The following is an 11,098-nucleotide window of genomic DNA, read 5'->3' as shown; positions in this document are numbered from 1 at the left end:
AACTTCCGATAAACAAAAAACGTACCCAAACCCTTTTTCATAAAGAATCGGGTTCGAGTACGAACTGTATGGTGGAGAATTAGGGACTCGAACCCCAGACCCCCTGCGTGTGATGCAGGTGCTCTAACCAGCTGAGCTAATCCTCCATATTCGCTTGTGTTGTGCGCTCCGAACTGGAACGTGATTATTATAGCACGGCCTTTGCAGAAATGCAAGCCCTAATTTAAAAAACTTTTACTTTTCTCGAAACGCTTTCTCCGGCTGCAAAAATGGTGCGCCGACCGCCGGGCGTGCAACATTACCGCCGGGCAGCCGCATCGGCTGCACCCTGCACAAAAAATGTGCGGCAGGCTGTTGCTCTTTGCCTGCAAATCGTGTATACTTGGGGCAGAAAGCCGTACAAAAGAAATCGAGGGATGAATATGACACTTCGCGGGATCATCACGCTGGTAATATTGGCTGTGCTGTTTGCGCTGGCTGTGGTCTGGATCTCCAGACAGGGCGGCTGGAAGGGCGAGGGCTGCAACGGCAATTGCGCCTCCTGCCACAGCCATTGCGAGGACCCGAACGCCAAGAAGAAATAACCAAAACAGGGCTACTGCACGAAACACGGTGCAGCAGCCCTGTTTTATGGTTGTACCCCAGAAGCGCCCGCGAGCGTTTCTGGGGTACTTTTCACGGCTGTTTGCTCAGAACGCGCCGCGCTGGGCGGCGTAGACAGCGATGGTGCTCAAAAGGTCCTGCAACGCCTTCTGGTAGGTGGTGCGGCCGATGTGCAGCTGCTCCAAGATCTCGTCCTCCGGGCGCTGCTCAAAAAAGCGCATTCGCAGCAGGTCTGCCCGCATGGGGTCGTGCGCCTGATAGTAGTCGAGGCCCTCATCAATGGCGCTTTGCCAGCGGCGGTTTTCCGGCGTGCGCGCCCAGTGCCGCTCGCCGTACTTGCGCAGGGCGTTCCGGGTCACATCGCGCTGCTCCGGTGTCACTGGCGCTTCCCCCTTTTGGGCAGCTCCAGCGTTGCACTGCGCGAGAACCGGTTCTCGGCATCGAAAAAGCAGGCGTCCCGCTCGGCCATCGTCAGGCCCAGCATGGTGGAAAGCCGCTCGGCCTCGTCCAGCTTGAACTGGGTCTCGCCCAGCAGCTTGTGCCGCAGGGTGTTGCTGCTGATGTGCAGCACACTGGCCACATATTGCAGCTTGTAGCCACTGTCCTGAATGTAGGTGTAGATCAGATTCGTGTTTGCCATGGCTTCGCTCCTTTTTTGTAGTTCGCTGCGTTTGAAACAATCATTGGTTGTATTATACTCCGTTGTTGATTATCTGTCAACCTATTATTTCCAAAACGCGCTGTAATTGTTGATTTTCAGGAAATTTTCTGCTATACTCAAGGCAGAACACTGTATCGTACACCACAACACATAGTTTTCAGGAGAACCGTCATGTCTGATCTGTCCACCCGTGTCCGTCTGCGCCGGGAGCAGCTGGGTCTTTCGCAGGAGGAGCTTGCCCGGCGCATGGGCTACCGCTCCCGTTCCTCCATCACCAAGCTGGAAAAAGGCATCAACGATCTGCCCCAGTCCAAAGTGGAGGAGCTGGCGCAGGCGCTGGAGACCACTCCCGCCGCTCTGCTGGGGCTGGACGCGCCCTGCGCCTGTCCCCCGGGCTTTGAGCCGCTGCCCACCATGGTGCAGGTGCCGCTGATCGGCTCCATCGCCTGCGGCACGCCCATCACCGCCGAGCAGAACATCGAGTGCTATATCGGAGTGCCCGCCGCGTGGCACGCGGATTTCGCCCTGACCTGCCACGGCGACAGTATGTCTCCCACGATATGCAACGGAGACATCGTATGCATCCGCTGCCAGCCCGAGGTGGAGCAGGGCGAGATCGCTGCCGTGCGGGTGGGCGAGGAAGCCACCCTCAAGCACTTCCACCGGCAGGGCGATGCCGTGATGCTGCTGGCCGATAACGCCGCCGTCTGCCCGCCCATGTTCTACGCCGGAGAGCAGCTTTCGGAGCTGCACATCGAGGGCAAGGCCGTGGGGCTTTGCCGCGGCCTATAAGATAAGGAGAGAAAGGAGCAGCCTGTGTTCGGCAAAAAGAAAGCATCCCCCGCTTACGACCCCGCCGCCCAGAAGCCGGTGCTGCGGTGCAGCATCTGCACCGGGGAGCAGGTGGCCGGGTTTCAGGATCTGCACACCGGCCATTTTACCGAGGTACAGCTGATTCGCAGCCCGCAGGAATTGCAGGCCTTCCGCAGCCGGTACGGCATCCCCGCCGACTGCCCCATTGAAAAGATCTATTGAGCAAGGAGTTCATCATGCAGCAGGCACCCGAAGCTATGACCCTGAAGGTCATTGCCCATATCCATACCGCCTTTCCCACCAAGTTCGGCATCCCGCGCCAGAGCGGGCTGGTAGAAGAGCTGCGGGGCGAGATCATCTTTACCTCGGAATACCGCAACCCCGACGCCCTGCGCGGTTTGGAGGATTTCAGTCATATCTGGCTGGTGTGGCAGTTTTCCGGCGCGGTGCGGGAAAACTGGTCCCCTACCGTGCGCCCGCCGCGCCTTGGCGGCAACACCCGGGTGGGCGTGTTTGCCACCCGGTCGCCCTTCCGGCCGAACCCTCTGGGGCTTTCCAGCGTAAAGCTGGAGGCCATTGAGCAGCGCCCGGACGTTGGGCCGGTGCTCATCGTGCGCGGTGCCGACCTGATGGACGGCACCCCCATCTACGATATCAAGCCCTACATCCCCTATGCGGACTGCCACCCGGACGCCGCCGAGGGCTTTACCGGGCAGACCCGCACCCACCATCTGGAAGTCTCCTGCCCGGAGACGCTGTGGCAAACCGTACCGGAGGCCGACCGCGCCGCTTTGCAGGGCGTGCTTGCCAGTGACCCCCGCCCCTCCTACCAGCACGACCCGCAGCGGGTGTACGGCATGGAGTTTGCCGGGCTGGAAGTGCATTTTACCGTGGACGGTGCTCAGCTCACCGTGCGGGACATCACCCTGTTATAAAAGGAGCCGTTCATGGAACTGCGGACTGTCAATACCTTTTTGCACATCGCCGAGCTGCACAGCTTTTCCCGCACTGCGCGGCAGCTGGGCTACTCGCAGTCGGCGGTGTCCTCCCAAATCGCACAGCTGGAGGCCGAGCTGGGCACCCCGCTGTTTGACCGCGTGGGTAAAACGGTGCGCCTGACCGATGCCGGGCAGACCTTTTTAGGCTACGCCCGCACCCTGCTGGAAACCGCCCAGCAGGCACAGGCCGCCTTGCAGCCCGCCCAGCAGGTGCGGGGCAGTCTGCGCATCGCGCTGGCGGATTCCGTGTGCAGCACCTTTTTGCCGGAGCTGTTGCAGCGCTACCATGCCCGCTGCCCGCAGGTAGAGCTGGTGCTGCACACCGCTTCCACGGACGAGATGCTGCAATTGCTGAGCACCAATCAGGTAGACCTTGTCTACACGCTGGACCAGCCCCTTTTGCAGCCTGCGCTGGTGCTGGCGGCAGATGTACCGGAGCCGGTGTGCTTCATTGCATCGCCGCAGCATCCGCTGGCGCAGGAAAGCGCACTCCCACTGGACATTCTGCCCCGGCAGGAGTTTCTGCTCACCGAGCGGGGCATGAGTTACCGGGACGCACTGGACCAGTGCATGGCGGCGCACGGTCTTGCCATCCACCCCTATCTGGAGCTGGGCAGCGCCGCGCTGCTGTGCCAGATGGTGGAGCAGGGCATGGGGCTTTCCTTTTTGCCGGAGTACATCGTGCGCAGCGCGCTGGCCGAAGGGCGTCTGGCGCGGCTGAACGTACCGGACTGCACCGTCATGATGCACCGGCAGCTGTTCTACCACCGGGACAAATGGGTGACCCCGCAGATGAATGTATTCATCGAGCTGGTGCGGCAGGGCGCACAGATAAAATGATTGGGAATGCCCGCCGCGTTGCTTTGGGCATATTCAGCGTAAAAATTATTTTTATTTCGGGGTTCAGAAACGCCTGTGGGCGTTTCTGAACCCCATTTTCACGAGAGGGTTTTTCAAAACGAAAAACCGCCGAAGGTTTTCCTTCGGCGGTCTTTCGTATGATAGGAGGATCAAAAATGATCTTTGCTAAGTCTTAGTTCAGGATGGTCTGCTCGGTCTCGATGTCGAACAGGTGCACCTTATGGGGATCGAATGCAACGCGGACGGTGTCTCCGTTGCGAGCCTTGGAGGTGGGAGCAACACGAGCGGTCATCTTGTTGCCCTTGTACTCCAGGTACAGGTAGATCTCAGCGCCCATCATTTCGGAAACATCGACCTGAGTATCCAGCTGGCAATCGGTGTGCTTTGCCATAAACTCGGGCTCGTCATCGATATCCTCGGGACGGATGCCCATCTTGATCTTCTTGCCAACGTAGGAATCCAGCTTGCCGTCGGCGGTCTTTTCCTTGGGCAGGGGGATCACGTCACCACCCAGATCAACACCGTACAGGTCACCCTTCTTGATCAGGGTGCCGTCCAGGAAGTTCATCTGGGGGCTGCCGATGAAGCCTGCAACGAACATATTGCAGGGCATATCGTACAGGTTCTGCGGGGTATCGACCTGCTGGATGATGCCGTCCTTCATAACCACGATACGGTCGCCCATGGTCATAGCCTCGGTCTGGTCGTGGGTAACGTAGATGAAGGTGGTAGCCAGTTTCTTGTGCAGCTTGATGATCTCGGTGCGCATAGAGGTACGCAGCTTAGCATCCAGGTTGGACAGGGGCTCGTCCAGCAGGAAGACTGCCGGGTTACGAACCATTGCACGGCCCAGAGCAACACGCTGACGCTGACCACCGGACAGAGCCTTGGGCTTGCGATCCAGCAGGTGCTCGATCTCCAGGATCTTAGCAGCCTCGTGCACGCGCTTGTCGATCTCATCCTTCGGGGTCTTGCGCAGTTCCAGACCGAAAGCGATGTTCTTGTAAACGGTCATGTGGGGGTACAGAGCGTAGCTCTGGAACACCATGGCGATATCACGATCCTTCGGGGGAACGTCGTTGATCAGACGGCCGCCGATGTACATCTCGCCCTTGGAGATCTCCTCCAGACCGGCGATCATACGCAGGGTGGTGGACTTGCCGCAGCCAGAGGGGCCGACGAAGATGATGAACTCCTTATCCTGGATCTCCAGGTTGAAGTCGGTAACAGACGGGGCAGTTGCGCCCGGATAGATCTTGTAGATGTGCTGGCAGCTAATGGAAGCCATAATCGTTATCCTCCGTAAATATTTGGTGTTTCACGCCCTTGACGGCGTGTTGTTTCGTTGGTACTATAATAGCAGATAATTTTGTGATATAAAATAGCATTTTATTGATTAGAGGTGTCAGATATTGCTGTTTGACTGGAACACCATCGCCGCACCGGCTGCACTGCTGGACGTGCAGCTTTCCGCGCCCCGCACCCTGACCGGCGAGGGGCTGTGGGTCTGCCTTGTTTCCAGCGGCAGATGCACGGTCTTCCTGCCCGGGGCGTCGGCTGCGCCCGCCGGCTCTGTGCTGGTGCTGCCGCCGCAGTCCGCAGCGGCAGGACATCTGATCTTAAGCCGCGCCCCGCTCACCCTGACCCCGGAGGACAGCTGCCACCTGTTGTGCGTCCAGCTGACCGGGCAGGCCAGCACGCAGTTTTTGAACGGCTTGCGGGAGCTGCCCTACCTTGCCAAAGGCGAGACCTGCCCTGCCGCCGCCGAACTGATGGGACGGCTTGCCGAGGAAAAGCCCACCCACAGCCGTGCCCGCAGCCAGCTGGCCTTTGCCCTGCTGTGTGAACTGGCGGATGCCGACAGCGCCGCGCCCGCCCTGCCGCCGCTGGTGCAGGCCGCCATTGAGGATATCCGCGCCAACTACGCCGGGCTATACGGCGTGGAGGAGCTCAGCGAACGGCTGGGGGTCTCCAAAAGTCATCTGGTGCGCACCTTTACCGCCTCCGTGGGCGTGCCGCCGGGCAAGTACCTGACCACCGTGCGCATCGAGGCCGCACAGCGGCTGCTGCTGCACCGGGAGTACACGCTGGACGTGGTGGCCAGCCTGTGCGGTTTTTCCGGGGCCAACTACCTGTGCCGGGTATTCAAAAAAGAAACCGGCCAGTCCCCTGCACAATGGCGGGCACTGACCGGTCGCGCCGCACAGTCCGGGCTTACGCCCGAAGAGACCATGCGGGAGCAGGAGATGTATATTTAAGCTTTTCCGCTCTCTTTTCTGCGCAGCAAAAACAGGGTCAGCAGCGCGGTGAGCAGCTCCGAGGCTGGGAAGGCTGCCCATACACCCGGCATCCCGAACACCGCGCTGAGCACCAGCGAGCAGGCCACAATGGCCACCATGCCCCGGCAGATGGAGGTGATGGAGGCCTCCACCGGGCGGTTCACTGCGCTCAGATAGCCCGCCGCCATAATGTTGAAGCCTGCAAAGAAGTAGCCCACAAAGTACATCCGCATCCCGGTGTGGGCGTACTGCGCCATCTGCACCGAGTTTTCGCTGTTGAACCAGCTTACAAGGGTATCGGTCAGGCCGAACACCGCAGCGTACAGCACCGCCGCCAGCACCAGCACCGTGCCGCTGCCCAGCAGCAGCAGTTTCCGCGCCCCGGCGTGGTCGTTCTGGCCGTAGCAGCGGCTCACCAGCGGCTGTGCGCCCTGTGCCACGCCGTTGAAGATGGCGGTAGCCACCAGCGCAAAGTTTGCCACCACGCCGTAGGCTGCTACGCCCACGTTGCCTGCCAGACCCAGCAGCAGAAAGTTGAACACCGTGGTGGTCACGCCGGAGGAAAGCTCGCCCACAAAGCCGGAGATGCCCAGCTGACAGCTCTGCGCCAGCAGCCTTGCCGAGGGCAGCTGCCGCACGAATTGCAGGGTGTTTTCCTTTTTAAGAAAATGGCGGCTGCAAATGGCGATGCTGATGATGGGCGAAACCGCCGTTGCCAGCGCCGCACCGGCCAAGCCCAGCCCCAAGGGGAACATGAAGATATAGTCGAACACCACGTTGAACAGGCTGCCGCTCAAGGTCGCCACCATGGCAAGGGAGGGGTCGCCATCGTTGCGGACAAAGGCCGAAACGATGTAGTTGCACATAAAAAACGGGGTGAACAGCAGAAAGATGCGAGCGTAGGGGATGCCCAGCGCCACGATGCCCGCATCGCCGCCCATGAGCCGCAGCAGCGCCCCGGGCACAAAGGCACCCGCCAGCATCCACGGGATGGACGCCAGCACGGCGCACAGAATGGCGTTGGAAAAATACCGCTGTCCCCGGGCATCGTTCTGCGCCTTGGCAATGGCGTAGCGGGTGGCCGAGCCCAGCGCGATCATGGAGCCAATGGCAAAAATAAAGTTATAAATGGGCAGGCAGAGGTTGAGCAGGGTAACACCGTCCGTACCGGCGGCCTGTGCAATAAAATAGGTATCGGCCAGAATATAGCACGAAGTGCCCAGCAAGCCGAAAATATTCTGCGAGACATATTTAAAGAACTGTTTTGTCAGATCCATACACTTTTTCCTTTTTTCCTGTTTTTGCATACGTCTGGAAATTGTAGCATATCTGCCGCCGCAAGTCAACCGCAAAACCCGCCCATTACCGTATAAAAGAAGCAGTTGCGCACAGCGCCCTGCGGGTGTATACTGAACACTGCCGCACCTTGCGGCACACCTGTATGCAGAAAGGAAGAAGCCCTATGTCCGACAGGATCTTATTTTCCATCGGCGAAGCGCTGATCGATATGATCCCCTCCCGGGTGGGGTGCAGCTTTGACGAAGTGCCCGCCTTCAGCCCCCGGGTGGGCGGTGCCCCGGCCAATGTCTGCGCCGCCGTTGCCCGGCTGGGCGGGCGCAGTGCGCTGCTGAGCCAGCTGGGCGACGATCCCTTTGGTCACAAGATCGCCCGGGCGCTGGCTGGATGCGGCGTGGAACTTTCCCATCTGGAATTTACCAGCAAAGCCAGCACCGCGCTGGCCTTCGTCAGCTTAGCGGAAAACGGCCAGCGTACTTTCAGCTTCTGCCGCAAGCCCTCCGCAGACCTGCTGTACGCCCCGGAGCAGATCGACCCGGGCTGGTTCTCGCAGGCCTTTGCCCTGCATTTTTGCAGCGTCTCGCTGGTGGACAGCCCCATGCGCTACGCCCATTTGGCTGCCATCACTGCCGCGCGGGAGGCGGGCGCCATCCTCAGCTTTGACCCCAATCTCCGCTTCCCCCTCTGGCCGAACCGGGAGCAGCTGCGCCAGACCGTGTGGCAGTTTCTCCCCCTGACCCATATCCTGAAGCTTTCGGACGAGGAACTGCCCTTCCTCACCGACACCGAGGATATTGAAGCCGCGCTGCCCGCGCTCTTTACCGGAGATGTGCAGCTGGTGCTGTACACCTGCGGCAGCAAGGGTGCTCGCGCCTACACCCGCACCGCCAGTGCCCGCGCCCGCAGCCCCAAGGTAACAGCGGTGGACACCACCGGCGCGGGGGATGGCTTTATCGGCTCGTTTCTGTGGCAGCTGCAGCGGGACGGCGTGACCGCCGCCGAGCTGCCAAAGCTTTCCCGCAAGCGCCTGACCGAGTATCTGGCCTTTTCCAACCGCTTCTGCGCCTTCAGCGTGCAGCACCACGGCGCGCTCGACAGCTACCCCACCTTGGCACAGATGGAGCAGTCAGAAACCGATTTTCCCCTGTCTTGAGGGCAAATTTACAGCACATTTTGTATTTTTTAACATTTATATGCTATATTGTATAGAAAATCCGCTTTCCAACCACCCAAAAGGAGGAACCCATGCCCTTTGAGTTTGCTTTTCTGGACTGGCTGTACCAGTTCCGCAACCCGGTAATGAACACAATCTCCATCTTTTTTGATTACGCCGGTGCCCACGGCGAGATCTGGATCGCGTTCACCCTGCTGCTTTTGCTCTTCCGGCGCACCCGCAAAGCAGGCTTTGCCATGGCGGTGGCGCTGGTGCTGTACATGGCGGCGGGGCACTTCTTCCTCAAGCCGCTGTTCGCCCGCCCCCGCCCCTGCGATATCAACACCACCATCACCATGCTGGTGGCGCGACCGCACGGGCATTCCTTCCCCTCCGGGCACACCGCTTCCGGGGTGGCGGCAGCCTATGCGCTCTGGCTGCAAAACCGGAAGCTGGGCGCGCCCGCGCTGGTGCTGGCAGCCTTTATCGCCTTTACCCGGCTGTACCTCTATGTGCACTTCCCCACCGATGTCCTCGGCGGCGCGGTGCTGGGCATCGCACTGGGCACTGCGGCCTCCGCATTTGCAAACTATATGGCGAATCTCAAGAGTAAACAACAAATTGTATAAAAATTTTCGTGTTCTTTTTATTCCAGCTGCCGTTTCCCTCTACAATCCCTCCGTGAAAATGCAATGCCGGAGCGTCCGCAGACGCTCCGGCATTGCTCTATTTAAAATAATTTTTCCGCTGAAAATATCCAGAGCACAAGCGGCGGATATTCCAAATCGTCCCGCTTAAAATTATTCCTCCGGGAGCTGCACTTTCCGGTTCTGTGCCGGATCCCAGCACACCAGCTCCAGCCGACTGCCCGCAGGCAGGGCGGCGTCCGGCTTTGCCGCCTGCCAGCAGCGCTTGAGCGCCGCAGCGGCATCCTCTGCGCCGGGCAGTTCGGTGCACAGCACCGTGCCCTGCCAGCCGTTTTCCGTGTACAGGCTCAGTGCGCCCGCCTTGCCATCCAGAATGGCGGTGATGTCCTGCTGCAGCTGCGCGTAGCCCTCGGCGGTGGCGGCGTACTCGCCGTGCCACTTTTCAAAAAACACCGAGAACTCTCCGCACAGCTCAATCAGCAGATCCTCTGTGCCGGAGGGGCTTTGCACCACCAGCGCCAGATCCTGCTCCTCCATATAGTCAAAGTCCGGGTCGTCCCATGTGTGCACGGTGACTTGCTGCCGGCTGAGCAGCATCAGCAGCTCCCCCTGCTTTTCAGCGGTATCAAAATCGCCCTGCGGGCTGTTCCAATCTGTGTTCATCGGTGTTCCTCCGTTTATCCGTTGTGCGGACAGAATTTCAAGCTGTCTGCTCGCTGTCGTCTGCGTGCTTTTCCGCTGCGGCACGGGCCTTCTGTTCCTTTTTGGCGCAGTAGAGCGCGCGGTCGGCGCGGTCCTTCACTGTGACCACGTCCTCCCCGGAAAAGGCGGCAGAGCCAAGGGAGACCGTCGGCAAAATGGCAAACACCTTGCGCCGCTCTGCCAGCAAAGCTTGCATCGTTTTTGCGCAGCGGGCTTCGCTTTCCTCGTCCTTCAGCAGCACGCAGAATTCATCGCCGCCGATGCGGTAGCAGTAGCCGCAGCGGGCATAGGCTTTTTTGATGCAGTCTGCGATCTCGGCAAGGCAGACGTCCCCCTGTAAATGGCCGTAGCGGTCGTTGATCTGCTTGAAATCATCCACATCAAACACCACCAGCACCCCGCCGCTGCGGCGCATCTCAGCGGTGCGGTTCAGGTAGCTGTTCTGGTTCAAAAGCCCGGTCAGCGCGTCCAGCTGGTTCCACATTTCGCTGCAATAAATATAGTACAGCACCGACAGCAACGTGACGCACAGCCATGTAACGTGCAGCGCCGGCAGCGCGAGCTGGATCACGGTCTCCGCGCCCAGAAACAGGGTCAACGGATAGATCAGCATGCGGCTGCGGTTCTGAAAGGCCGCCGCCGTGCGCACCGTAGCCACCATAAGGTACAGCATGGCGGCATAGTACATGGCCACATAAATATAGAAGTACGCGCCCCGGGCGTAGAGGTTTTCCCTGCTCACCGAGAACACCAGCCCATAGGGCAGCGTTGCCGCCAGAAAAAGCAGATACGCACCCTCGCAGCACACCGCCGCCTTGAATATACGCCGGATGATGGATTTTTTATCCAGCACATATACCAGACACAGCGGCACCGCCGGTGTCAGTCCAAAGCCCAGATAGTTGGACAAAATATTCAGCCAGCGGTAGCCCGGCGGTGCGCCGTCCACCACGATGGTGATGACCTCCAGCACCGAGATGCACGCAATGAGCGCAAAGGCCAGAAGGAACCCGCGCTTCTGCTTTTTATTTAAAGATTCGCTCAGCCTTGTAAGAAGACACATAAAGCCGAGCACAAAAAGATCA

Annotated in this window: 14 protein-coding genes and 1 tRNA gene; 8 read left to right on the top strand and 7 right to left on the bottom strand. The window is 59.7% G+C overall.

Annotated features, from left to right (window positions below; genetic code table 11):
• Window positions 1-69: 69 nt before the first annotated feature.
• Window positions 70-146, bottom strand: a tRNA-Val gene (locus C7J97_RS10160).
• A 270-nt stretch (window positions 147-416) separates the two neighbouring features.
• Between C7J97_RS10160 and C7J97_RS10155 the strand changes: the two genes are divergently transcribed.
• Entirely contained in the window at window positions 417-584 is a 168-nt protein-coding gene (locus C7J97_RS10155) for a FeoB-associated Cys-rich membrane protein (RefSeq protein ID WP_113992791.1), read from the top strand.
• Window positions 585-689: 105 nt separating this feature from the next.
• Here the strand turns inward: C7J97_RS10155 and C7J97_RS10150 are convergent, their stop codons facing one another.
• Complete coding sequence (locus C7J97_RS10150) at window positions 690-983, bottom strand: hypothetical protein (RefSeq protein ID WP_005923120.1); 294 nt, start codon at window positions 981-983, stop codon at window positions 690-692.
• Complete coding sequence (locus C7J97_RS10145; protein ID WP_015536590.1) at window positions 980-1,243, bottom strand: hypothetical protein; 264 nt, start codon at window positions 1,241-1,243, stop codon at window positions 980-982. Before C7J97_RS10145 ends, C7J97_RS10150 begins: the two co-directional genes overlap by 4 nt.
• Window positions 1,244-1,435: 192 nt before the next feature.
• On the opposite strand from C7J97_RS10145, the gene C7J97_RS10140 reads away from it, so the two are divergent.
• Genes C7J97_RS10140 through C7J97_RS10125 form a run of 4 tightly spaced genes read left to right on the top strand, consistent with a single transcriptional unit; the run spans window position 1,436 to window position 3,915 of the window.
• Window positions 1,436-2,056: a LexA family protein gene (locus C7J97_RS10140; protein ID WP_005923114.1), complete on the top strand. Its 621-nt coding sequence runs from the start codon at window positions 1,436-1,438 to the stop codon at window positions 2,054-2,056.
• Between the two features lie 24 nt (window positions 2,057-2,080).
• The gene (locus tag C7J97_RS10135; RefSeq protein WP_113992792.1) at window positions 2,081-2,299 is read left to right on the top strand and encodes an aspartate dehydrogenase; all 219 of its coding nucleotides are present in this window, start codon (window positions 2,081-2,083) and stop codon (window positions 2,297-2,299) included.
• A gap of 14 nt (window positions 2,300-2,313) precedes the next feature.
• Window positions 2,314-3,012 (top strand): tRNA (N6-threonylcarbamoyladenosine(37)-N6)-methyltransferase TrmO, encoded by a 699-nt coding sequence (tsaA, locus tag C7J97_RS10130; protein WP_044960226.1) that lies wholly within the window; start codon window positions 2,314-2,316, stop codon window positions 3,010-3,012.
• Window positions 3,013-3,024: 12 nt separating this feature from the next.
• Window positions 3,025-3,915, top strand: coding sequence for a LysR family transcriptional regulator (locus C7J97_RS10125; protein ID WP_113992793.1), 891 nt, complete (start codon window positions 3,025-3,027; stop codon window positions 3,913-3,915).
• A gap of 193 nt (window positions 3,916-4,108) precedes the next feature.
• On the opposite strand, the gene C7J97_RS10120 is transcribed toward C7J97_RS10125, so the two are convergent.
• Window positions 4,109-5,224, bottom strand: a complete 1,116-nt coding sequence (locus C7J97_RS10120; RefSeq protein WP_005923102.1) for an ABC transporter ATP-binding protein — start codon at window positions 5,222-5,224, stop codon at window positions 4,109-4,111.
• A gap of 124 nt (window positions 5,225-5,348) precedes the next feature.
• Between C7J97_RS10120 and C7J97_RS10115 the strand changes: the two genes are divergently transcribed.
• Window positions 5,349-6,194, top strand: a complete 846-nt coding sequence (locus tag C7J97_RS10115; protein ID WP_005923096.1) for a helix-turn-helix domain-containing protein — start codon at window positions 5,349-5,351, stop codon at window positions 6,192-6,194.
• Here C7J97_RS10115 and C7J97_RS10110 read toward each other — a convergent pair.
• Window positions 6,191-7,492: an MATE family efflux transporter gene (locus C7J97_RS10110; protein WP_113992794.1), complete on the bottom strand. Its 1,302-nt coding sequence runs from the start codon at window positions 7,490-7,492 to the stop codon at window positions 6,191-6,193. The genes C7J97_RS10115 and C7J97_RS10110 overlap by 4 nt on opposite strands.
• A gap of 185 nt (window positions 7,493-7,677) precedes the next feature.
• On the opposite strand from C7J97_RS10110, the gene C7J97_RS10105 reads away from it, so the two are divergent.
• Window positions 7,678-8,664 carry a carbohydrate kinase family protein gene (locus C7J97_RS10105; protein WP_113992795.1) on the top strand — a complete coding sequence of 329 codons (987 nt, stop codon included), beginning with the start codon at window positions 7,678-7,680 and terminating at the stop codon, window positions 8,662-8,664.
• Window positions 8,665-8,756: 92 nt separating this feature from the next.
• Window positions 8,757-9,293 (top strand): phosphatase PAP2 family protein, encoded by a 537-nt coding sequence (locus C7J97_RS10100; RefSeq protein ID WP_113992796.1) that lies wholly within the window; start codon window positions 8,757-8,759, stop codon window positions 9,291-9,293.
• Between the two features lie 171 nt (window positions 9,294-9,464).
• Here the strand turns inward: C7J97_RS10100 and C7J97_RS10095 are convergent, their stop codons facing one another.
• Both C7J97_RS10095 and C7J97_RS10090 read right to left on the bottom strand, forming a co-directional pair.
• The gene (locus tag C7J97_RS10095; RefSeq protein ID WP_113992797.1) at window positions 9,465-9,974 is read right to left on the bottom strand and encodes a hypothetical protein; all 510 of its coding nucleotides are present in this window, start codon (window positions 9,972-9,974) and stop codon (window positions 9,465-9,467) included.
• 37 nt (window positions 9,975-10,011) lie between these two features.
• Window positions 10,012-11,076: a GGDEF domain-containing protein gene (locus tag C7J97_RS10090; RefSeq protein WP_242983496.1), complete on the bottom strand. Its 1,065-nt coding sequence runs from the start codon at window positions 11,074-11,076 to the stop codon at window positions 10,012-10,014.
• Window positions 11,077-11,098 lie beyond the last annotated feature (22 nt).

Source organism: Faecalibacterium prausnitzii (assembly GCF_003324185.1).
GTDB lineage: Bacteria > Bacillota > Clostridia > Oscillospirales > Ruminococcaceae > Faecalibacterium > Faecalibacterium prausnitzii.
This window is presented reverse-complemented; position numbering and strand designations above follow the sequence as displayed.

What these genes read in the sequence shown, in the direction of transcription:
- C7J97_RS10105 (WP_113992795.1), top strand. Translation starts at nt 7,678, where the DNA reads ATGTCCGACAGGATCTTATTTTCCATCGGCGAAGCGCTGATCGATATG.
- C7J97_RS10145 (WP_015536590.1), bottom strand. Translation starts at nt 1,243, where the DNA reads ATGGCAAACACGAATCTGATCTACACCTACATTCAGGACAGTGGCTAC.
- C7J97_RS10140 (WP_005923114.1), top strand. Translation starts at nt 1,436, where the DNA reads ATGTCTGATCTGTCCACCCGTGTCCGTCTGCGCCGGGAGCAGCTGGGT.
- C7J97_RS10120 (WP_005923102.1), bottom strand. Translation starts at nt 5,224, where the DNA reads ATGGCTTCCATTAGCTGCCAGCACATCTACAAGATCTATCCGGGCGCA.
- C7J97_RS10095 (WP_113992797.1), bottom strand. Translation starts at nt 9,974, where the DNA reads ATGAACACAGATTGGAACAGCCCGCAGGGCGATTTTGATACCGCTGAA.
- C7J97_RS10155 (WP_113992791.1), top strand. Translation starts at nt 417, where the DNA reads ATGAATATGACACTTCGCGGGATCATCACGCTGGTAATATTGGCTGTG.
- C7J97_RS10090 (WP_242983496.1), bottom strand. Translation starts at nt 11,076, where the DNA reads ATGTGTCTTCTTACAAGGCTGAGCGAATCTTTAAATAAAAAGCAGAAG.
- C7J97_RS10110 (WP_113992794.1), bottom strand. Translation starts at nt 7,492, where the DNA reads ATGGATCTGACAAAACAGTTCTTTAAATATGTCTCGCAGAATATTTTC.
- C7J97_RS10125 (WP_113992793.1), top strand. Translation starts at nt 3,025, where the DNA reads ATGGAACTGCGGACTGTCAATACCTTTTTGCACATCGCCGAGCTGCAC.
- C7J97_RS10100 (WP_113992796.1), top strand. Translation starts at nt 8,757, where the DNA reads ATGCCCTTTGAGTTTGCTTTTCTGGACTGGCTGTACCAGTTCCGCAAC.
- tsaA (WP_044960226.1), top strand. Translation starts at nt 2,314, where the DNA reads ATGCAGCAGGCACCCGAAGCTATGACCCTGAAGGTCATTGCCCATATC.